At 62.4% G+C, this 20,878-nt stretch carries 25 protein-coding genes and 1 tRNA gene; 17 read left to right on the top strand and 9 right to left on the bottom strand.

Annotated features, from left to right (window positions below):
- Positions 1-38 precede the first annotated feature (38 nt).
- The 11 genes from NLY37_RS09135 (at position 39) to NLY37_RS09085 (ending at position 7,421) form a co-directional block, all read left to right on the top strand.
- On the top strand, positions 39-572 hold the full coding sequence (locus NLY37_RS09135) for a sigma-70 family RNA polymerase sigma factor (RefSeq protein ID WP_023741241.1): 534 nt from the start codon (positions 39-41) through the stop codon (positions 570-572).
- Entirely contained in the window at positions 569-1,345 is a 777-nt protein-coding gene (locus NLY37_RS09130; RefSeq protein ID WP_023741240.1) for an anti-sigma factor family protein, read from the top strand. The genes NLY37_RS09135 and NLY37_RS09130 overlap by 4 nt, the downstream gene beginning before the upstream one ends.
- A 38-nt stretch (positions 1,346-1,383) precedes the next feature.
- On the top strand, positions 1,384-2,100 hold the full coding sequence (locus tag NLY37_RS09125; protein WP_023741239.1) for a Bax inhibitor-1/YccA family protein: 717 nt from the start codon (positions 1,384-1,386) through the stop codon (positions 2,098-2,100).
- A 174-nt stretch (positions 2,101-2,274) separates the two neighbouring features.
- Positions 2,275-3,153 (top strand): aldose 1-epimerase family protein, encoded by an 879-nt coding sequence (locus NLY37_RS09120; RefSeq protein WP_023741238.1) that lies wholly within the window; start codon positions 2,275-2,277, stop codon positions 3,151-3,153.
- 23 nt (positions 3,154-3,176) lie between these two features.
- Positions 3,177-3,953: a pyrroline-5-carboxylate reductase gene (locus NLY37_RS09115; RefSeq protein WP_023728025.1), complete on the top strand. Its 777-nt coding sequence runs from the start codon at positions 3,177-3,179 to the stop codon at positions 3,951-3,953.
- A gap of 106 nt (positions 3,954-4,059) precedes the next feature.
- The gene (locus NLY37_RS09110) at positions 4,060-4,836 is read left to right on the top strand and encodes a DUF8605 domain-containing protein (RefSeq protein WP_245270815.1); all 777 of its coding nucleotides are present in this window, start codon (positions 4,060-4,062) and stop codon (positions 4,834-4,836) included.
- 52 nt (positions 4,837-4,888) lie between these two features.
- Positions 4,889-5,809, top strand: a complete 921-nt coding sequence (locus NLY37_RS09105) for an alpha/beta fold hydrolase (RefSeq protein ID WP_050594108.1) — start codon at positions 4,889-4,891, stop codon at positions 5,807-5,809.
- Between the two features lie 44 nt (positions 5,810-5,853).
- On the top strand, positions 5,854-6,003 hold the full coding sequence (locus NLY37_RS09100; protein ID WP_023741235.1) for a hypothetical protein: 150 nt from the start codon (positions 5,854-5,856) through the stop codon (positions 6,001-6,003).
- Entirely contained in the window at positions 6,000-6,329 is a 330-nt protein-coding gene (locus NLY37_RS09095; RefSeq protein ID WP_023668943.1) for a hypothetical protein, read from the top strand. Before NLY37_RS09100 ends, NLY37_RS09095 begins: the two co-directional genes overlap by 4 nt.
- Before the next feature lie 446 nt (positions 6,330-6,775).
- The gene (locus NLY37_RS09090) at positions 6,776-7,060 is read left to right on the top strand and encodes a hypothetical protein (protein ID WP_245270801.1); all 285 of its coding nucleotides are present in this window, start codon (positions 6,776-6,778) and stop codon (positions 7,058-7,060) included.
- A gap of 85 nt (positions 7,061-7,145) precedes the next feature.
- Positions 7,146-7,421 carry a GNAT family N-acetyltransferase gene (locus NLY37_RS09085; protein ID WP_245270798.1) on the top strand — a complete coding sequence of 92 codons (276 nt, stop codon included), beginning with the start codon at positions 7,146-7,148 and terminating at the stop codon, positions 7,419-7,421.
- 23 nt (positions 7,422-7,444) lie between these two features.
- On the opposite strand, the gene NLY37_RS09080 is transcribed toward NLY37_RS09085, so the two are convergent.
- The 7 genes from NLY37_RS09080 to NLY37_RS09050 all read right to left on the bottom strand — a co-directional run bounded on the left by NLY37_RS09080 (position 7,445) and on the right by NLY37_RS09050 (position 14,960).
- Positions 7,445-8,254, bottom strand: a complete 810-nt coding sequence (locus NLY37_RS09080) for an MBL fold metallo-hydrolase (protein ID WP_023741234.1) — start codon at positions 8,252-8,254, stop codon at positions 7,445-7,447.
- 3 nt (positions 8,255-8,257) lie between these two features.
- On the bottom strand, positions 8,258-9,046 hold the full coding sequence (locus tag NLY37_RS09075; RefSeq protein WP_023734018.1) for a TatD family hydrolase: 789 nt from the start codon (positions 9,044-9,046) through the stop codon (positions 8,258-8,260).
- Positions 9,046-10,596 carry a methionine--tRNA ligase gene (gene metG / locus NLY37_RS09070; RefSeq protein ID WP_023730622.1) on the bottom strand — a complete coding sequence of 517 codons (1,551 nt, stop codon included), beginning with the start codon at positions 10,594-10,596 and terminating at the stop codon, positions 9,046-9,048. Before metG ends, NLY37_RS09075 begins: the two co-directional genes overlap by 1 nt.
- A 90-nt stretch (positions 10,597-10,686) precedes the next feature.
- Positions 10,687-11,742: a DNA polymerase III subunit delta' gene (locus tag NLY37_RS09065; RefSeq protein ID WP_023730621.1), complete on the bottom strand. Its 1,056-nt coding sequence runs from the start codon at positions 11,740-11,742 to the stop codon at positions 10,687-10,689.
- Entirely contained in the window at positions 11,739-12,413 is a 675-nt protein-coding gene (tmk, locus tag NLY37_RS09060; protein WP_023741233.1) for a dTMP kinase, read from the bottom strand. Before tmk ends, NLY37_RS09065 begins: the two co-directional genes overlap by 4 nt.
- A gap of 72 nt (positions 12,414-12,485) precedes the next feature.
- Positions 12,486-13,652 (bottom strand): D-alanyl-D-alanine carboxypeptidase family protein, encoded by a 1,167-nt coding sequence (locus tag NLY37_RS09055; RefSeq protein WP_023741232.1) that lies wholly within the window; start codon positions 13,650-13,652, stop codon positions 12,486-12,488.
- A gap of 102 nt (positions 13,653-13,754) precedes the next feature.
- The gene (locus NLY37_RS09050) at positions 13,755-14,960 is read right to left on the bottom strand and encodes a septal ring lytic transglycosylase RlpA family protein (protein WP_023701721.1); all 1,206 of its coding nucleotides are present in this window, start codon (positions 14,958-14,960) and stop codon (positions 13,755-13,757) included.
- Between the two features lie 244 nt (positions 14,961-15,204).
- On the opposite strand from NLY37_RS09050, the gene NLY37_RS09045 reads away from it, so the two are divergent.
- Together NLY37_RS09045 and NLY37_RS09040 are read left to right on the top strand one after the other, a co-directional pair.
- Positions 15,205-15,735 carry an MgtC/SapB family protein gene (locus NLY37_RS09045; RefSeq protein WP_502882103.1) on the top strand — a complete coding sequence of 177 codons (531 nt, stop codon included), beginning with the start codon at positions 15,205-15,207 and terminating at the stop codon, positions 15,733-15,735.
- Between the two features lie 209 nt (positions 15,736-15,944).
- A tRNA-Ser gene (locus NLY37_RS09040) sits at positions 15,945-16,034 on the top strand.
- A gap of 137 nt (positions 16,035-16,171) precedes the next feature.
- On the opposite strand, the gene NLY37_RS09035 is transcribed toward NLY37_RS09040, so the two are convergent.
- Entirely contained in the window at positions 16,172-16,333 is a 162-nt protein-coding gene (locus NLY37_RS09035; RefSeq protein WP_023691300.1) for a hypothetical protein, read from the bottom strand.
- A 186-nt stretch (positions 16,334-16,519) separates the two neighbouring features.
- Here NLY37_RS09035 and NLY37_RS09030 point away from each other — a divergent pair, with 186 nt between their 5' ends.
- Positions 16,520-16,711 (top strand): DUF3606 domain-containing protein, encoded by a 192-nt coding sequence (locus NLY37_RS09030; RefSeq protein ID WP_023668952.1) that lies wholly within the window; start codon positions 16,520-16,522, stop codon positions 16,709-16,711.
- Between the two features lie 347 nt (positions 16,712-17,058).
- Here NLY37_RS09030 and NLY37_RS09025 read toward each other — a convergent pair whose 3' ends face one another.
- Positions 17,059-17,784 (bottom strand): hypothetical protein, encoded by a 726-nt coding sequence (locus NLY37_RS09025; protein WP_286442159.1) that lies wholly within the window; start codon positions 17,782-17,784, stop codon positions 17,059-17,061.
- A gap of 431 nt (positions 17,785-18,215) precedes the next feature.
- On the opposite strand from NLY37_RS09025, the gene NLY37_RS09020 reads away from it, so the two are divergent.
- From NLY37_RS09020 to NLY37_RS09010, 3 genes are read left to right on the top strand one after another with little or no spacing between them, the layout of a single operon-like run.
- On the top strand, positions 18,216-18,605 hold the full coding sequence (locus tag NLY37_RS09020) for a sugar 3,4-ketoisomerase (RefSeq protein ID WP_023741231.1): 390 nt from the start codon (positions 18,216-18,218) through the stop codon (positions 18,603-18,605).
- A gap of 43 nt (positions 18,606-18,648) precedes the next feature.
- Positions 18,649-19,869 carry an FAD-dependent oxidoreductase gene (locus NLY37_RS09015; protein WP_198024928.1) on the top strand — a complete coding sequence of 407 codons (1,221 nt, stop codon included), beginning with the start codon at positions 18,649-18,651 and terminating at the stop codon, positions 19,867-19,869.
- Entirely contained in the window at positions 19,869-20,795 is a 927-nt protein-coding gene (locus NLY37_RS09010; protein WP_023741229.1) for a glycosyltransferase family 2 protein, read from the top strand. Before NLY37_RS09015 ends, NLY37_RS09010 begins: the two co-directional genes overlap by 1 nt.
- Positions 20,796-20,878 lie beyond the last annotated feature (83 nt).

Raw genomic sequence — 20,878 nt, 5'->3', positions numbered from 1 at the left:
CGATGGATTAAGATCCCCGCCTGTTTCGTAAACGGGGCATGAAACGGTCGATGCCACGCTTCGATATTGTCGGACAGCTGGGTTCGCTCAGGCGCTACGCACGCTCGCTGACGCGCGACGGCACTGACGCCGAGGATCTGGTGCACGATGCGCTGGTGCGCGCCTACGAGCGGCGCGACACATTCCGCTCGGGCGGCAATCTGCGGGCATGGTTGCTGTCGATCGTCCACAACGCTTTCATCGACAAGATGCGCTCGCGCCGGTCGGAAGCAGCGCGTGTCGAGCAGGCCGGCTATCTCACCGATGCCAGCACCCCGGCGCCTCAGGAACATTCCGTGCGACTGGCGCAGGTGCGCGAGGCCTTTTTCAGTCTGCCGGAGCAGCAGCGTTCGGCGCTGCATCTGGTCGCCATCGAGGGCCTTTCCTACCAGCAGGCCGCCGACGCCAGCGAGGTGCCGCTGGGCACGCTGATGTCGCGCATCGGCAGGGCGCGCGCAGCACTGCGCGAGATGGAAAACGCTGCACCTTCGCCGGCCAAAAGCCATCTGAGGATCGTGGGAGACCCGTCATGACCGACCTGTTGCGGGACCCGGTGACCGATACCGATCTCGACGCCTATGTCGACGACCAGCTGGATGTCGCGCGCCGCATCGAGGTCGAGGCGTTCCTGTCGGCTCGTCCGGAGGCTGCGGCGCGGGTGATGTCCGACTTGAGGACGCGCGACGAACTGCGCCTGGCGCTGGCTGCTTCCACAGGCATGGCGCGGCCGGCGACGACTGAAGTCGCGCGCCGGCTGGGCAGGGGGCTGGCCAGTCGCCGCGTCTTCGCCGTGCTGCAGCGGGCGGCCGCGGTCGCCGTCTTTGTCGCTGCCGGCTGGCTGGCGAACGGCCTCTTCGGGCCGCTGCTGGTGACCAAGGTCGTGGCTTCGCCGCCGCCGCCCGCCTATGTCGAAGAAGCGATCCGGGCGCACAAGACGACGCTCATGCGCGAGGCGATGCCCTCGCAGCTGGAGGCGCCCAACTACAATGGCGACGAAATCCGCGCCGCCACCGCAATCGTCATGCCATCGCTGCCCAAGGACTGGAAGGTCCGCGACGTGCAGATCTATCCGTCGCGCTTCGGGCCGAGCGTCGAGGTGGCGCTGGAGACGAAGGATATGGGGCTGGTCTCGCTGTTTGCGATCCGGCCCGGAACCTTCGACGTGGTCAAGCCTGCCATCGCGCCCTCCGGCGACATCTCCTCTGCCTATTTCCAGATCGGCGAGGTCGCGTACGCGGTCGTCGCGCGCAGCGATGTCCACGACCTCGACCGCGCCGCCGAGACGCTTGCCAAGACACTTTACTGATCCAGACGCTTTACTGAGACCACATAAGGAGAACCCGCATGAATACCCCTGACCTCGGATACCGCATGGGCACTGGCGCGCGCGCCGGCACCGTCTATGACGAGGGCCTGCGCAGCCACATGCTGCGTGTCTATAACTACATGGGCATCGGCCTCGTCGTCACCGGCATCGTCGCCATGGTGGTCGCTTCGACGCCGGCCCTCTACGTGCCGATCTTTTCCAGCCCGCTGAAATGGGTGGTAATGCTGGCGCCGCTCGCCTTCGTGCTGCTGTTCTCGTTCAAGATGCAGACGATGTCGGCGGCGAGCGCCCAGGCGATGTTCTGGGCCTTCTGCGCGGTGATGGGCCTGTCGCTGGCTTCGGTGTTCCTGGTCTTCACCGGCACCAGCATCGCGCGCACCTTCTTCATCACCGCCACCATGTTCGGCGCCACCAGCCTCTACGGCTACACGACCAAGCGCGATCTGACCCAGTTCTCGTCCTTCCTGATCATGGGCCTGATCGGCGTGGTGATCGCCAGCGTCGTCAACATCTTCCTTGGCTCGACCGCGCTGCAGTTCGCCATTTCGGTGATCGGCATCGCGGTGTTCGTTGGCCTGACCGCCTGGGACACGCAGACGATCAAGGAACAGTATGCTGAGAATTTCGACGCGGAATCGCAGCAGAAGCTCGCCGTCTTCGGCGCGCTGTCGCTCTACCTGAACTTCGTCAACATCTTCCAGCTGCTGCTGAACTTCACCGGCGAACGCGAATAGTCGAACCGTAGCAAGGCAACAATCTCGATCTCGCAGTGGCCGGAGGAGAATCTCCGGCCACTGTCGTTTTGGCGTGGAGACATCGCTCCGCTATCAGCGCGATGTCGCTGCGCCCTTGAGTCCATGCGGGCTTTTGCTAACCTGCCGCTCGCACGCAGCTTTCCGCGAGAATGCATGGAACAAGTGACGCTTCACGGCGACGGCATCTCGGCAACCATTGTCGGGCAGGGGGCCGAGCTCGTCTCCTTGCGCAATGCCGAGGGTCTGGAGTTTTTGTGGCAGGCCGGGCCGGAATGGCGGCGGCATTCGCCGGTGCTGTTTCCGATCGTCGGCCGGCTGGCGGGCGACCAGCTCCGCCATCGGGGCCAGGTCTATCCCCTGACGCAGCACGGATTTGCGCGCGACAAGCCGTTTGTGTGGGCTGACGCGAGCCCCCGATCCTGCACGCTGGTGTTGACCGACGATGCCGATACACGCACGCGCTATCCGTTCGCCTTTCGCCTTGCCATCACCTACACGCTCGAGCGTCGCGAACTTGGTGTGAGCTTCGAGATTGACAACGCCGGCGACGAGACGCTGCCAGCCTCCATCGGTGCACATCCGGCTTTCAATTGGCCATTGCAGCCGGGGCTCGCCAAGACCGACTACCACCTGACCTTTGCCCAGGACGAGCCGGCGCCGATCCGCCGGCTGAAGGATGGCCTGGTGGTGGCTGCACCACAGCCGACGCCCATCGAAGGCAAAACGCTGGCGCTTTCCGAACAGCTGTTCGAGGCAGACGCCGTGATCCTCGACCGGCCGGCCAGCACCAGCGTGCGCTATGCCGCCGCGAACGGTGCGGCGATCGAGATGTCGTGGCAGGGTTTTAAGGAATTGGGCATCTGGTCGAAGCCGGGCGGCGCTCCGTTCCTGTGCATCGAACCCTGGCACGGGCTTGCCAGCCCCGTGGATTTCGATGGCGAGTTCGCTGACAAGCCGGGCGTGATGCTGATCGCGCCCGGTGAAAAGCGCGTGCTGAGCTATCAGGTACGGCTCGAGCATGCGCCGCTGTGACCGATGAACCAGAGACAGGCGCGATGAAACTTGGCTTCATCGGCACGGGTGCCCTTACAGCGGCCATTGTCAGCGGGCTCAAATCCGTCGCGGATAACTCCGTCTCCGTGCTGCTGTCGCCGCGCAATGAAGAGATCGCCGCAGAGCTGGCAGCCCGTTATCCGGATGTGCGTATCGCTGATGACAATCAGGCGGTTCTCGATCAATGCGACCTGGTCATGCTGGCTGTCCGGCCGCAAATTGCGCATGACGTCCTGCCGGGTTTGCGGTTTCGGCGCGAGCATCACCTCATCAGCTTGATCGCCACGCTGCCGCGCGAGGAGATTGCCCGCTTGACCGCACCCGCGCACCAGGTGACGAAAGCGCTGCCCATGCCGATGATCGCCCACCGGCTGGGGGCAACGATCATCTGCCCGCCGGATGCCACTGTCGCTGCCTTGTTCGGCAATCTGGGGAAAGTGATCGAGGTCGAGAACCCAGCCGAATTCAACGCGTTGAGCGTGGCCACCGCAACCTATGCCAGCTACTTTAGATATCTCGATACGATTAACAGCTGGCTCAAGAGGAATGGCGTGGAGGAAGGGAAGGGGCGCGATTACATCGCCTCGCTTTTCAAAGCCTTGGGATGCGCTCCTGATATGTCGCCGGATGCCGACTTCATGCATCTGGCGCAGGACTATGCGACGCGCGGCGGCATCAACGAACAAGTTCTTCGCGAACTCACGGCGCGAAACGTGTTCGAGGCGCTCACCGAGAGCCTGGACGGCGTACACCGGCGCATCGTCGGCGATACGCCTTGATGGGCGGTACCTTGAAATTCCCTGATGATCAGGAGTATGGCTCCACCGGATGTTCCGGACCGTTCGGGAGGGTCGGAGGATGCATGGATGCTTGAAATTGGGCTTTGTGACAGCGGTGCTGGCTATGCTGATCGTCTTTCCGGTCGCTGCCGCCGACATCGACCGCGCCAGCCTCTACCGCGCGCAATCGGTGACCAGCGGCACTGGCGAGGAGAACCGGGCGTGGGGCCTGGCGCCGTGCCTTGAAGAGGTGCTGGTCAAGGTTTCCGGCGACCCGCGGCTGATCGGCGACCCGCGTGTTGCGGACATGAGTCGGCACGCAAGCGACTATGTCACTGGTGTCGGCTACCGCGACCTGCTCAACAACCGTCCGCCGCATGACGAGCAGGGCACCCATGACCGGCCGCATTACATCACCGCCGATTTCGACCCGGACAAGATCGATGCCTTGCTGGCGTCGCTCGGGCGCAAACCGTGGGCGGTGCCGCGGCCAAAAATCGTCGCACTGCTGGATGTAAGGCCGATGAAAGGCGACGGCTTCACGCTGGTGCGCGATGGCGGCGGCGAGCTTGCGGCGGATATGCGCGTTGCGCTGGCGGACGCGGCGCACCGGACCGGTTTGCCGCTGGAGTTGCCTCGGCCGTCCGACGTCGCGCTCGCCGACGTGGCCAACACGCTGGATGGGGACGCCCTGCTTGCCGGCACTTTGGCATGGCGCCAGGAAGCGCTGGGTTGGGTCGGCGACTGGCGGCTCAGCTTCAAGGACAAGGACTATCGCTGGCAGGTACGTGGCGTCAGTTTCGACGATGCGTTCCGCAACGCCACGCGCGGAACGCTGCAGATCCTGTCGGGCAATGGAGAGCCGGAAGCCGTCACGCCCTGACTTCAAGGGAACCTTCTTGCCGGAGCGCCGTAAACAAAGTGGCGGGCAAGCTTTGAGCAAGGAGGTAGAATTGCAACATCGCCGGATCGACGTTGACGGAAACAGCATCTTCTATCGCGAAGACGGCCCGCCTGATGCTCCCGTCCTCCTGCTGCCGCACGGCTATCCGTGCTCGTCCTATCAATTCCGAAGGTTGATGCCGGCACTTGCCGATCGCTGGCATACATTCGCGCCGGACTTTCCCGGCTTTGGCTACAGCGGCACGCCCGAAATGTCGGACTTTGGCTATGATTTCGATGCCTATGCCGGGCTTCTGACAGCTTTCGCCGATGCGCTCGGCACGTCGCGCTATGCGCTCTGGCTGCACGATTATGGCTCTCAGATCGGACTGCGCCACGCCATCGCACATCCCGAGCGCATCGCCGCACTCATTATCCAGAACGGTGACATCTACGAGGACGTTCTCGGGCCGAAATACGCCGCCATAAAAGCCTATTGGAATGAGAAGACGCCCGAAAAGCATCGGCCGTTGGAAGAGGCGGTAAGCGAGGAGGGCTTCCGGCACGAGTTTGTCGGAGAGGTGGATGACGCTGTAGCCGAGCGCGTGCCTCCCGATCTTTGGAAACTCCACTGGCCTTTGATGGACACGCCGATCCGCCGGCGGCTCGCGGTCAACCTGATGGAGAAGTTGGAGGCGAACCTCGGCTGGTTCCCCCGCTATCAGAGCTTTCTGCGCGAGCACCAACCTCCGACGCTCATCGTTTGGGGTCCCGAGGATGGTTACATGCCGGCGCAATCGGCGCATGCCTACCAGCGCGATTTGCCGGAAGCAGAACTTCATCTCATCGGCGGCGCCGGCCACTGGTTGCTCGAAACCCATTTCGATGAGGCGCTTCCGCTGGTGCGCGATTTTCTGGCGCGCGTCCACAGTCAGGAAGCGAAAGGGACGGGCAGGGCGGCCGGCCGGGCGTAGACCCCTCCGTTGCGGTCATCGGATCGATCTGCAACCATGGCGTCATGATGGAAAAGTCTGCCGCGCCCTGGCCTCTGCTGCAAATCGCGATCGAGCCGAAGTCGCGGGCCGATCAGGAGAAGCTGCTTGTCACTTCGTCCAAGCTCGCGCCTGACGACCGCGACCCACCGGCCGCCATGGCCATGGCCAGATGACGTCGCCAAAATTCTCCTCGCGGGCAGGGTTCCTTGTCGGCCTCGGCGTCACGCCGGTCGCCTTTTTCCTGGCGCTCTATTCGGCCGGGGCCGGGCATGGCGACTATGTGCTGGCGCGACTTCTCTATCCGGTCCCCATGCTGGCAACGCTTTTGACCAACACAACGATCACCAGCCTTTCCATCGGATTGGCTGCGCTGCAGTTTCCTGCCTATGGGGCATTTGTTGCGGGCGCCGGCGGCTCCAGATGGCTGGCCCTTGGCGTCTTCCATCTTGTTGCAATCGCAGCAGCCTTCAGCGGCCTCCTGGAAAGCTTTTCGGGATGACGCTCCTGTTCGTTATCCCGGCGCGGGCCGGTCGAGCAGGAAGTCGAGGCCTTTGCGAAAGGCGCCATCCCTTGAGAAATGAAGACCACGCCAACTCATTTCGCCACTGCTTCGTCAACGTTCTTCCCGCCAAGCAATCAGAGCCGCCGGCCCGCATCTCAGTCAGCAGGGCGTATATTGGCACGCCCCTAATGGAAGCAGCAGCCACATATGAAAGTCGCATAAGATAGATTATGGAACTTATGCATCAAGGTTGCAGCTGGGAAATGACGCGGATTTCAGGCATGATCGACGCGTGTTGCCTTGAGCCGATGGCCAACGCTACGCTGAGTCGATGACGACAGGAAAGCGTGACATCGAAGCGGCGATCGAAGTGTTCGTGCACGGCTTCAGCACCGACACGTTCCTTTCCCTACGAGGCCAGCCGCGTCGGACCCTTGTGGCTGATGCGCGATGCCGAGCGCAAGAATGCACGCGACTACCGTGGCGAAGAATGGATCGTCCATGACGTCGCCGCCGAGGAAGCCGATGCCATCGTGCGGCAGCATGCGCGGCCAAGCTTTGCCGTTTCGGTCGTGATCGCGAATGACGGCCAGGACGAACCGACGCGAACTGCCTACAAGGCGCTCGGCTACCGGCTGCTGCGGACGGAAGGCTTTTTCGTCCAGTCGCTGCGCCAAATTCCAGACCCGCCAGCAATCGTCTCTATCGAACGCGTGAGGACGGGCTGAACGCGCTGCACAACTGGGAAAGGTCATACGCAGGCGGCCACTTCCAGACGATCAACTCGGCGACGATGCGCCGTTTCGCCAGTATGTGGCGCTCGATGGCGACGCCATCGTCGGGCGTGTGCGCAGCATAGACGCCGTCGGCGCCACATGGTGCTCGGCAATGTTTGTCGAGCCTTCGCACCGGCGTCGAGGCATCGGCCAGGCGCTGATGGCCAAAATGCTGCATGACGACAAAGCGCATGGGTCGCGGCGCTCGATGCTGTTGGCGAGGCGTGCCGGAGCGCTGCTTTATCCCCGCATGGGCTATGAGCGGATTGGAACGCTGCTGATCTTCGCGCCGAAGAACCGAACGTCCTTATAAAGATCTGCTCGTATCATGCTGTCTCATAAAGGAATTTCGATCACCATGCCGTCATAGGCCGGAGTGACGTTGGCCGGCACCTCGGCCTTCACCGTGGCATAGTCGAGCGGCACATGCATATGCGTCAGCACGGCCTGTTTCGGCGCCAGTTTTTCAATCCAGCCAAGCGCCTGACCGAGCGACAGATGACTGGGATGGGTATGGTACTGCAAGGCATCGATGACCAGCATTTCCAGGCCGCGCAGCCGCTCGGCGGTGGCATCCGGGAAGTCGCTTATATCGGGGCAGTAGGCCAGCCCGCCGATGCGGAAGCCGAGCGAAATGATGTCGCCATGGATCTGCGGCAGCGGCTCGAGGGTGAGGGCACCGCCCTCGCCTTCGATCGTCACCGCCCTTAGGTGATCGATGATGTGCGGCCTGACGATCGGCGGATAGGAACTGCCAAACGGCGTCTCGAAGCAATAGCCGAACGCTTCGCGCAGCCTGAGCATGGTCGGCTGGTCGGCATGGACATCGATCAAATGGCGCTGCTCCAGCACGTAGCCGCGCAGATCGTCGATGCCGTGGATGTGGTCGGCGTGCGGATGCGTATAGACGACGGCGTCGATGCGCCGGACGGCCGCCATCAGCATCTGCTCACGGAAATCAGGCCCGGTGTCGATGACGACCGTGGTTCTGGCGCCGTTGGCTGCTATCCGCTCGACGAGCGCGGCTGAGCGTGTACGCCGGTTTTTCGGATTGGCCGGGGCGCAATTGCCCCAATCGCCGGTGATGCGCGGCGTGCCAGGTGACGAGCCGCAGCCGAGGATGGTGAGGCGCAGCCGGTCGCTCATGCGTCAGAGCCCGGCGGGCCGCGGCATCTTGCCGAACAGCCGGAAGAAGTTCGCCGTCGTCAGCGTCGCGATCTCGGCTTCGCCAACGCCGACCGTCTCCGCCAGCACCTTGGCTGTATGCGCGACGTAGGCCGGCTCGTTGCGTTTGCCGCGGAACGGCACCGGCGCCAGATACGGCGCGTCGGTCTCGACCAGCAGCCGGTCATGCGGCACATCGGCTGCGATGGCTCGTAAATCGGCGGAGTTCTTGAAGGTCAGTATGCCCGAGAAGGACACATAGCCACCAAGCGCCACGCCGACCTCTGCCAGCCGTCGCCCCGACGAAAAACAATGCAGGATGAAGGGGAAGGCGCCCTTCCCTGTTTCGTCTTCGAGGATGGCAGCCATGTCGTCATCGGCATCGCGCGAATGGATTACCAGCGGCAGCCCGGTCTCGCGCGCAGCTGCTATATGAGTGCGAAAACCCTGCGCCTGCGCATCGCGTGGCGCCTTGTCGTAAAAATAGTCGAGCCCGGCCTCGCCGATCGCCACCACCTTCGGGTGCGCGGACAGGCGCACAAGGTCCTCAGCCGTCACATCCAGCTCTTCGCCGGCATTGTGAGGATGGGTGCCGACCGAGCAATAGATTTCGTCGAAACTCTCGGCAATCTCAAGCACTTGCGCAAACCGCTTCACGCGGGTCGAGATGGTCACCATGTGACCTATACCGGCAGCCTTTGCGCGGGCGACGATGGCCGCCCGCTCCTCGGTGAAATCCGGAAAGTCGAGATGGCAATGGCTGTCGACGAGCATCAGGCGCTCGCCTCAGGGTTTTCGACATAACGCGGAAACACGCCCTCCGGCGCGGGCAGCGCCGTGCCGGGCACCAGCGCATAGTCGGCATGGACATGCGCGAAGTCACGCTTGTCCGCCGGCACCACCAGCAGATCGAGCAGCTTGCCGGCCGACCCCGGAATGTAGGGCTGGCACAGCAATGCCACGCGCCGCACCAGTTCGGCGGTCGTCCACAGCACTGTTTCCATGCGCGCCGGATCGGTCTTCTTCAGCGCCCAGGGCGCCTGCGAGGCGAAGTAGCGATCCGCTTCCGCCACAACGCCGAAGATCGCCGCCAACGCGAGATGGATGCCCTGTTCCGCCATCGCCTGGCGCGCGGTACCCAGCGCTTCCACCGCCTGGTCGAGGATCGCGCTGTCGGCTTCGGTCAGCTCGCCGCGATGCGGCACCACGCCGCCGCAGTTCTTGGCGATCATCGACAGCGAGCGCTGCGCCAGATTGCCGAGACCGTTGGCGAGATCGGCATTTGTGCGGTTGACGATCGCGTCATGGCTGTAGCTGCCGTCCTGGCCGAATGGCACCTCACGCAAGAAGAAATAGCGCACCTGGTCGAGGCCGTAATGCTCGACCATGGTGAAGGGGTCTACGACATTGCCGACCGACTTCGACATTTTCTCGCCGCGGTTGAACAGGAAGCCATGCGCGAAGACGCGCTTCGGCAGTTCGATGCCGGCCGACATCAGGAAAGCCGGCCAGTAGACGGCATGGAAGCGGACGATGTCCTTGCCGATAATGTGCGTGGCCGGCCAGTAGCGCCATTGCTCGGCCTTGGTGTCGGGATAGCCGGCAGCGGTGATGTAGTTGGTCAGGGCATCGACCCAGACATACATCACATGCTTGTCGTCGCCCGGCACCGGCACGCCCCAATTGAAGGTCGTGCGCGAGACCGAGATGTCCTTGAGGCCGGACCTGACGAAGCTCATCACCTCATTTCGGCGCTCGGCCGGACCGACGAAATCGGGCTGGCTTTCGTACAGCGCAAGCAATTTGTCCTGATAGGCGGAAAGCCTGAAGAAGTAGCTTTCCTCCTCATTCCATTCGACCGGCGAGCCAAGCGGCTCGCGGCGCACGCCGTCGTCGCCGAGGGTGGTTTCGCTCTCTTCGAAATAGGCTTCCTGGCGGACCGAATACCAGCCACTGTAGCGGTCGAGATAGATGTCGCCATTGGCCGCCATCGCCTTCCAGATCGCCTGGCACGACTCGTAGTGGCGTGGTTCCGTCGTGCGGATGTAATCATCATTCGAGCCGCCCAGGACCTCTGTCATCGAACGGAAGATCGCCGAGTTGCGGTCGGCAAGCGCGAGTGGCGTTATGCCTTCCTTCTCGGCCGTCTGCTGCATCTTGAGGCCGTGTTCGTCAGTGCCGGTGAGGAAGAGCACGTCCTTGCCGTCCAGGCGCTGGAAGCGGGCCAGCGCGTCGGTCGCAATGACCGTATAGGCGTGGCCGATATGCGGCTTGCCGTTCGGATAGAAAATTGGTGTCGTGATGTAGAATGTGTCGCGTGACATGAATTAACCGTCATGAATGGCCGAATGAATGTGAGCGGTGGATATCGCATCGAGACGGCGATTGCCATCCCGCCCCAATGCCGAAACCGGTCACATTCGCATTGCGGAATTCAGGCGGTCGATCATGGTCAAGGCGTGCTGCTTCTTGTCAAGATTGTAGGTATCGGTCTCAGATATGGCGTTCAGCGCCTCGTGCCAAGTGTCGGACAGCGTTTTCGCCCGCGCGAGATCCCCAGCCAGCGCGGCTTCACTGGCGCCGGTGGAGAGCAGATCGAGCGCGCGGCGGTTGAAGATGTCGAACTGGATCGCCTGGTCGCGGCCGGCGACGGCCTCGGCAAGGCGATAGGCGCCGGCGATGTCGCTCTTGCCCGACGTGACCAGGGCGTCGAGCGTGCCGGCAATCTCCAGCCCGCCATATTGGGTCAGAAGGATCGCATTGCGGGCGCTGCCCCCTGCCCGTTCCGCCAGTGCCGCGCGCGCGGCAGGATCGGAAGGTGGCGGCGGCTCGACGGTTTCCAGAACGCTCATCAGGCTGCCGGCATCGAGCGGCGTCAGCCGCACCATCTGGCAGCGCGAGCGGATGGTCGGCAAAAGGCTGCCCGGCGCATGCACGATGAGGATGAACAGCGTGCGGCTCGGCGGCTCCTCAAGGTTCTTCAGCAAGGCATTGGCGGCGTTGGTGTTCATGTCGTCGGCCGGATCGACGATCACCACCCGGTAGCTGCCGTCATGCGAGGTCAGCGACAGGAAGCGGTTGACCTTGCGGATCTCGTCGACGGTGACGACCGTCTTGAAGCTCTTGGTCTTGTCGTTCAGCGGCCTGGTCAGATGCAGCACGCCGGGATGCGCCCCGGTGGCGATCTGGCGAAACAGCGGTGAGGCCGGATCGGGAACGGCAAACACATCCGGCGCCTGGTCGAAGGCCGGATGCTTCAACAGATGGTGCGCCAAGTGAAAGGCAAGCGTCGCCTTGCCGATGCCGACCGGCCCGGCAAAGATCAACGCATGCGGCAGTTTTCCCGAGCGATAGGCGGCAGCGAGCATCGCGGCCGCCTGCTCATGGCCGACCAGGCGCAGCGTCTCGGACGGCTCCGGTACACCGTCCAGCGTGTCGTGCTGCTCGGGAGCGATGCGTTCGAAGATCATGCGGGCGCCGCCTGTCGGTTGCGCGCGGGCGCCCTCGCCTCAAGTGCGGCGAACACCACCGCGGTGATGGCATCCTCCACCGTAGCGGGAGGCGCCGACGCGTCGATCACGATGCAGCGGTCCGGCTCGGCGGCTGCGATCGCCAGGAAGGCGTCACGGCGGCGCTGGTGGATATCCAGCGTCTCCTTTTCGAAGCGGTCCGGACCGTCCTCGGCGCCACGCCGCGCGGCGGCGCGCCGCAAGCCCTCGGCAGGGTCAATGTCAAGGATCAGCGTCATGTCCGGCATCATGCCGTTGATGGCGACCTCCTCCAGAGCTTCCATGAAAGCCGGATCGAGGCCGCCGGTGACGCCCTGATAGACGCGCGACGAATCGAGGAAACGGTCGCAAAGCACGATGGAGCCGCGCTCCACCGCCGGCCGGATGACCTGCTCGACATGGTCGGAGCGCGCGGCGGCAAACAGCAGCGCCTCCATCTTCGGCCCGAACGGCTCGGCGGCGCCGGACAGGAGCACATGCCTGACCGCCTCGGCGCCGGGTGACCCCCCGGGTTCGCGGGTGAGGAGGACATCGTATTTCTTGGCGCGCATCTTCTGGGCCAGCCGCACGATCTGCGTCGACTTGCCGGCGCCCTCGCCGCCTTCGAAGGTGATGAAAAATCCGCTTGCCAATCGAAAGGCCTTTGTCCTGCTTTGCGCTGGTGTCTTAGTCCGCGCCTGAGAAAAGGTCCACGCCGCAGGAGTTCAACGCAGCCAGCCTACGGCCAGTTCCCTGGCGGCATCAAACGCGCGTTGCGGCAGTGTGCCGACGCCAACCGATTCGGCGGCGAAAAGCGGCGTTTCCTGGCTCAGCGTATCGCCGATCCAGACGCGCAGCGCGCCGACGGGTTGCCCCTCCTCCACCGGCGCCGATACCGGCCCCTGATAGACGATCCTGGCGGTCAGCTTGTCGCGGTTGGCGATCGGCAGCAGGACGTCGATCGGCGCCTTTGCCTTCAGCGCTACGCTGGATTTGGCGCCGCCGAACACCTGGGCCTCGCCGACCACTTCGTTGCTGGCGAAAATCTCGGTCTTCTCGAAGGAGCGGACGCCCCATTCGAGCAGCTTGCGCGCTTCCTCGGCCCGCTCGCGATCGTTCGCCAATCCGCTCATCGCGGCGATCACCCGCGTCCCGTCATGGCTGACCGAGCCGACAATGCCGAAACCGCCCGTCTCGCTCGACCCGACCGCCATTCCGTCGGCGCCGATGCCCATGGCCAGCAACGGGTTGCGGTTCTTTTGCGAGATCTTGTTCCAGGTGAAATCGGGCCGGCCGTAATAGAGATAGAGATCCGGATATTCGCGCCATATATGCAGGCCAAGCTGCGCCAGTTCGCGCACCGTCGTCTGCTGGCCGTCGGCCGGCAGGCCGGTGGAATTGACAAATGTCGATTTCGGCAGCCCGATCTGGCGCGCGCGATCGTTCATCTGCGCCGCGAAATTCTCTTCCGAACCGGCCATGCCTTCGGCCAGCACCATGCAGCCGTCATTGGCGGCCTGTATGGTGACCCCCTGGATCAGATCCTCGACCCGGATCGCCGATTTGAGCTTGGCAAACATGGTCGACGTTCCCGAAGGCGCACCGCCCTTGCGCCAGGCATTTTCCGAAACCACGAAGGTGTCGTCGAGGCTCATGCGCTTCGACTTGATGGCGTTGAAGACCATCTCCATCGTCATCAGCTTGGCCATCGAGGCCGGCGGGATCGGTTGGTCGGCATCCTTGGAAAACAGCACCGTGCCGGTTTCGGCATCGATCATGAAAGCCTGCGTCGCCTTGGTCTCGAAAAGCTGCGCGTTGGCCGGAACCAGCGCGGCAAGCAAGAAGCCAAGGCCAAAAAGCCCGGCAAAAGGGTGGAAAAGGCGAAATCGCATGAAGAGGCTCGACTGTTAGCCGGCAGAAACTTGCCGCAACGCTATCAGGCTTCTTCCCGGCGGATCAACCGCGCAATGACAAAACCGGCGTGCCTTTGTTGGTCAGTTGCGCACAGCCAGCGCGTCCGGCGCGCCATGCGACCATGCCGCGCGCAAGAGGTCGTCAACATTGCCATGGCCATCCGGATAGAGATTGACCGCGTACCAGTCATTGCCGTCGAGTTCGGTGCTCTGGATTTCGGTCCTGCCGAACGGTTCGAGAGCCGCAGCCACCCGCTTTGCCTCGGCAGCATCGTCGAAGGATCCGGCGGCGACATAGTCGGAAACGGCAGGCGATGCCTGCGGGTTGGATTTCTTCCACGATTGCAGGATGTCGGCTGGCGACATGCCCTGGTCGTCAAGCGCTGCAAAGACGTCGGCGCGCTGTACGCGCTCATCCGCATAGGAGAGCGAAGCCACGGCAAAGGGCGATTCCGGGCGCTGAGGCACGATCGGCCCGAATTCAGGCAGCGTCACATCGCTTGAGGCCGGTGCCTGCATCGACATCACTGGCTGTGTGTCGGAATTCGTCAACTGACCAGGAAACGGCACTACGGCAGGGGGTGCGCCAACAGATAGGCTCGGCGAAGGTCCGTTCATCGCCACCATGACGCCGGTCGGCAAGCCATCGGACGGGTCCGGGCGGTTGCCCGGGCGGTAGGAGGCGACCAGATATTGGTCGTCGTCGCCGTCGAGCGGTGCGCGGCCAATATATTCCACCTTGACCCTGGCCGTGCCGACCTTGGCATAGTCGAGCATTTGCGCGGCGCGTTCCGAGACATCGATGATGCGTCCCTCGTGATAGGGGCCGCGGTCGTTGACGCGCACGATGACCGAGCTTCCGGTCTCGGTGTTGGTGACACGGGCATAGCTCGGCAGCGGCATGGTCGGATGCGCCGCGGTCAGATGGGTCATGTCGTAGACTTCGCCATTGGCTGTGAGACGACCGTGGAAGGCATCGCCATACCAGGAGGCGAGACCGACCTTGGCGTAGCGCTTGTCTTCCTTGGGGTAATACCACTTGCCGCGCACCTGATAAGGCTTGCCCAACTGGTCGCGGCCGCCGCCGCGCCGCATGTACTGAACGCGCGGGCTGGCCTTCACACCGTACTCGGTCTCGGCAAAATATTCCTTCGAGCGAGGCTTCTTGTAGACCATGGCTTTCGGCTCGGACTGCGGTGACGCGCACGCGGCCAGCAACGCAGCCGAAAGAGCGCACAACACCAAAGCAGGAGCGCGACGAAGACGCCGATGCGTCGTGGTCTGCATGTTTTCCGATGTCCCCTACCGTCTCGACACAGGCGCCGCTTCTAGAATTTCGGCGGAGCCAGATGAGCAATGCCTGCGACGCGCCAATCCCCATCCCTTGTGCGCAGGAATTGTTTATCAGCGTATTAATCGATTGTGTCCGGAACCGGGCAGGAATGTGGCGGCCAGGTCCCGGGCTGGCCGGGCGCCTGTGAGGAGGCATCCGAGACCTCTGTCCTTTGGAGTCTGGAAGTGAACCTGTGGCATGAAGCGCGGCTGCCTGGAACCGACCGACCCGAGATACGTTCTGCGCCTCATGGATGAATTCATTGAACGTTTCGGGCAACAGACGTGGCTGCCCTTTTCCGTAATTTCAGCCAGGCTTTTGCTCGCGGCCGTCCTTGGCTCCATCGTTGGGATCGAACGCGAATGGCGTAACCGACCGGCCGGATTGAGGACACACACCCTGGTCTGTGTTGCGACGGCTCTAATTGCCATCCTCACGATCGAGATTACTCATCTTCACGTCTTCGATGGTCAGGAAATCGCCATTGATCCTATCCGCTTGATCGAAGCCACGACTGCCGGCGTGGCATTTCTGGCCGCGGGCTTGATCTTCTTCTCCAAGGGCGAGGTTCAAGGGCTTACCACTGGGGCGGGCATGTGGCTGGCAGGCGCCATAGGCCTGGCGGTTGGGCTCGGGTTCTGGCAGATCGCGGCTTTGGCTACCTTGCTCGCACTTGTCGTGCTGGGTCTTCTGCAACTTGTGCAGGTCGGCAGCAAGGATCGCAATTAGATCCCGGCTCCTTCGAAAACGGGTTCGCAGCTCCGTTCGGGTACGAACGCCACCCCCTATTATCCATGGCAGCGCCGATGGTTGACTTGGCGATGGGCAACGCTCTAGAGAAATGAACCGCAAGCTGGTCCGGAAGGATAGGTATCATTCGATACCAACTGTCGTTCACTGGGTCGGTTGATGTTCCTAGATGATTGAAAAGTCACGTTGGAGGGATGGCCGAGCGGTTTAAGGCACCGGTCTTGAAAACCGGCGTGGGTGCAAGCCCACCGTGGGTTCGAATCCCACTCCCTCCGCCAGATATTTGGCTACCGTGTCTGTATTTTCAAAGAGGGCCAAATCTTTCCCTAGTTATTCCAAACTTCCTAAAACGAAGAAGCCTGCCACCGCGAGGCAGCGGACCAGCGTGAGCGCAAACGTTGCGCCAGCCTCAGGATCAACGTTCGTCCTGGCGATAGAGCCGTTTGGTCGCGCGGTCGCTTTCCATGCGTTCTGCAGGACCACGGTGGCGTCGGGTCATAAGAACGTATGCCATCAATAGGGCCAGCAACAGTGGCCCACCAGCAACGACGATCAACCACATCACACTTTCAAACATGAGGCATCTCCTTCACGTCACAACCGTCAAGGAGAAGAACCGTTCCGTTCAAAGTTACAGCAACACCAGCACCTCCTGCGACTGAGGGCCGTTTTCCCATGTGACCGTTTCGGAAATCCGGGCTCCGCTGCAACAAAAGGCTGCGGCTGCACGTTGCGGTTGATCATTCAACCAGGAGCAAAGCAAATGGCCGACGACAAAACGAAGACGGACTTCCGCGATCGGGACCGCGTCTCTGCCGATGAGGATTATGAAGTCGAGTATTTCGCCACCAAGGCCGGCATCACCCCGCAGCAGGTCAAGGAATTGATCGCGAAGCACGGCAACCGACGCGAGACGCTGGAGCGGGAAGCGAAGGCTCTGGGGAGCGGTAGGTAGGCCGGCATGCCAGAGTACCAGGTGGAAGAGTGGCATGGAGAGGAGTGTGTCTCAACTCAGGCCACGAGCGCCGATGATCCGTTATCTGCGGTAGAGAAGGTCACGGGCCAAAGGGTGTCGCCTAGAGCGCTTCAGGAGCATTGGTTTCGTGTGGTCGATGAAGATGCGCGAAGCACGCATGAATTCAGCCTTGAGGACGGCGGCCCGGCTGGAGATTTCGCAAAATAGCCATGACCAGAATCTCGGACCTGCATTGGGACCAACGCTGCAGATAGGCGAGAAAGGTGCAGCCGCCGGGCGGACCCGACGGCTTATCGTCGATTGGATCGCTGCCGCCGCATAGGGCCTTAAGGCGCGGCCGGCGCCAGCTTGGCGGCTACTTGGTCGATCTTGTCGGCAAGTACGTTATTGGCCCAATCTGTCACCTCAGGGTCAACGGGCTTGTTGGCCATTTGGGCAAGGGCTGCATCGATCGATGGGACGTTGGCAGCGGCAGCTGTGGCGGCGGTCTGAGCAGCGGCCGCATCCTGGGTGGCGTCATCGAGCGCTGCCTGTGCTGCATCGAGGTCGGCCTGCGTCGGGACATCTTCGGGCAGGGTATTCGGGTCAGCCGCTTTCGCATTCAGCGCGTCGAGCGCCGCTTTGGCGTCGGTAACCGCCTGATTAGCAGCATCGAGCTCCGATTGAGCGTTCTTGGCTATTGCCGACTGTGTCACAAAAGCCTGCACGCCAGCGAAGTTCTTGCTCTTGGAGTGCATAAAGGCGTTGGCGTTGCGCTGCAGCGAGTTCAACCGGCCGAGCTTGGCATGGATATTCTTTTCCTTGGACACAGAAGGGGTAGCGGCCTTGGCGACCTGGCCCTTAGGGGCCTGGCCCTTGGCGGATGCCGACTTGCCGACCGAACCGCCGCCTCCGCCATTGCCGCCAGCATTACCGTTTCCTCCGCTATTGCCATTGCCGTTACCATTGCCATGGCCGTTACCATGGCCGTTGCCACCAGCAGCAGCCAGGGCCGGCGACACCAGAAGCGAGAACACCGCAAATGCAGCAAAAAGGGTCTTTCGGGATGTCATAACTACCTCCGAGATTGCCACCGCCACTAACCGCTATAGCGGGCAACATGAGGAATCGCTAACACAAAGGGTAAACTTAGATATAGATGTGTTTTCATTGCGAGAACGAAGCGGCCGGCCGGCGAAACGCCAACCAGCATAACTCTTTGAAATTGCTGAAGTAGATCACCCTCCTTGGAACCGGCCGGCCTTCCGAACTCAAAGGTCCTAGACCGCTCGGACCAAGGTCTTAAGCCGTGGTTTCGGCCGCGACTCAGAAGTCGTGACGGCGCGGCGACCTTCGGTAGTCGGCACCTATCGGCCTGAGGCCGAGCTCGACATCGATCCGCTGCAGTGTTCCCAAACACCGCCTAAGTGGTTGTATTCCCTGTCTTTTGATATAAGCGCTAGTCTGAGGTAAAATTTCGACCGGCATCTGGCGGGCTTACGTTATGCAGCATCGAACGTTCTTTGGCGGCAAGGTCACCGAGATCCCCACTTCGTTACATAGCGATCCCAGGGGAATGCTGACCGCTATCGAGTTCAGCGGTTACAATTTCCAAGCCGTGCGGGCGTTCATCGTCACCGCGCCGCGCGGCACGTCGCGGGGCGGACATGCACACGGCTCGGGCCGGCAATTGATGATGCAGCTGTCGGGCGAGATCGGCATCGAATTTCGCTACCAGGAACAGGTCGAACGGCTGACGCTCACCGCATCGAACCGCGCGGTGCTGGTCGATGCCGCGGTGTGGGCGCTGCAGACCTATGAAGGCGAGAACCCGGCTTTGCTGGTTTTCTGCGATACCGAATACGACCCTGAAGACTACGTATCGAACCCCTGATGACACTCATCGCGAAAGGAGAGGCCGCGATGCGCGCCAGGACATGACAGCGCCTCGCGGCAGAATGGCTATTCTCGGCGCCGGCATCATGGGCGCCAGCCTCGCTCTCATGATGGCCCGCAGAGGCTACGCGGTGTCCCTCTTCGACAAGGAGAGCGAGCCGATGGCCTGCGCCAGCCGTTGGAACGAGGGCAAGATTCATCTCGGCTATCTCTACGGGAACGATCCCTCGTTGCTGACCGCCCGGCATCTGCTTTCGGGAGGACTGCGTTTCGGCAGGCTTGTTTCCGAGTTGATCGGAAGCAATCTGGAAACGCACACGACCTTTTCGGAAGATCTTTATCTGGTCCATCGCAACTCGATCGTCGCTGTCGAGGCGCTGGGGGCGATCTTTGAAAGTGTGGATGTATTGGTGCGCAGCCACGCTGACGCCACCAGCTACCTTGCCGACGTATCGGCGGCGCGATCGAATCGGCTTTCCAAAACTGAATTGGCCGATGTCACCAACTCGGACCAGATCGTCGGCGGCTTCCAGGTGCCGGAGCGATCCGTCAACACGCGATGGGTTGCCGACCGGCTTTGCGCCGTGCTTCGGAGTGAACCCAACATCAGCTTGCGAATGGCGGCCAAAGTCCTGTCGGCACAGCCGGTGGATGCAATTGACGGGAAATGGCGCGTGGCGGTCGCAGGCGAGAAAAGCGAGGCGTTCGACATCGTCGTCAATTGCCTATGGGAGGGGCGGCTGGCTGTCGACCGCACGGCCGGCATCGAGCCGGTTCCCGGATGGTCGCACCGCTACCGGCTTTGCCTGTTCGGCCGCACCAGCCAGCCTGTCGATGTGCCGTGCGCGGTCGTCGCCCTTGGCCCGTTCGGCGACATAAAAAACTATGACGGGCGCAACTTCTATCTCTCCTGGTACCCGAGCGGGTTGCTTGCGGAGAGTGGCGAATTGTCGATCGAAACGCCGCAAGCGCTCGATGCCGACGCACGACAGCGGTTCATCGGCGACCTTCGCGCCACGCTCGCCCGGTTGGTGCCCAGTGTTTCCAGCATGTTCGACGATGCCGAGGAGCTTGAGGCGCGCGGCGGCTTCGTGTTTGCGCAAGGGCGTGGTTCGCTCAGCGACCCGAAAGCCACGATCCATCGCCGCGACCAATTCGGGGTCAACCGCCTGGGCAACTACATCTCGGTCGACACAGGTAAATATTCGACGGCGCCGTGGCTTGCCGACAGGCTGGCGCGGCAAATCTGCGGGATCGAATGATGGGTGAGACAGAACAGGGCGGCGCGAAGCAGGTAGCGCAGAAACAAGTCCAGCTTCGATCCGGCTGGCGGCCGAAGGTCACCGCGCTGGTGCCATGCTACAATTCGGCGGCATTCATTTCGCGTACGCTGGACAGCCTCGCCGCGCAGACCTGGGACAATATCGAGATCCTGGTCGGCGAGGACAATTCGACCGACGCGACATTCGAGATCGTTTCGGCCTTCGCCGGCGGCCGCGACGATGTCCGTATCCTGCGCCGGGACAAAAACCTGGGATGGCTGAAGAATTCCAACGATCTGATGGCCAATGCCAGCGGCGAATTGATGTTCTTTGCCTTCCATGACGACGTCATCGATCCAACCTATATCGAGGCGTTGGTGCGGGCGCTCGATGCCAATCCCGAGGCCGTACTGTCGTTCAGCGATGTCGAAGTGATCGAAGTAAGCGGCGAAAGTGCCACGTGGAAGTTCGACCTGCTGGAGGGCTTGCAGGACGGTTTCGCGCGTGGCCGGGCGATGGCGCGCCAGCCGCATGGATGGTGGGTTCCCAATCGTGGGATATTCAGGGCCTGGGCGTTCCACCGTAGCGGCGGGATCAAGCCCAACACCCAAGGCGAATTCAGCGCCGACTGGACCTGGCTTCTGCATCTGTCGCTGCTCGGCGGCTTTGTCCGCGTGCCGCAAGTGCTCTGCCACAAATACTACCGGGCGGGCAGCATCAGCCGGCGCTGGGACCGCAACAGCACCCAACGAAGGGCCTTGCGGGCGGCGGGGATAAGGGAGGTCTGGCACAGCGAGGCCGGCCTTGCACAAAGAGCCTTCCTCGCTGTCTATATCGCCTTGCGGCCGTGGCGGTGGGTGCCGCGATCGCGAGAAGCGCAAAGATGGCGAAACAGGCAATCGGTGCATGGCAGCCCGGACAAATAAGAATGGCGCCGGCGACGTATCAAAGCGGCTGCGTCAAAACACCCTGCCCGGCCAACGGCGATTTCCGCGCATATCCGGCTGCC

The organism is Mesorhizobium sp. C395A (assembly GCF_030323205.1).
GTDB lineage: Bacteria > Pseudomonadota > Alphaproteobacteria > Rhizobiales > Rhizobiaceae > Mesorhizobium.
Note: the sequence above shows the minus strand (reverse complement) of the source record. Positions and strands in the feature narration are given on the sequence as shown.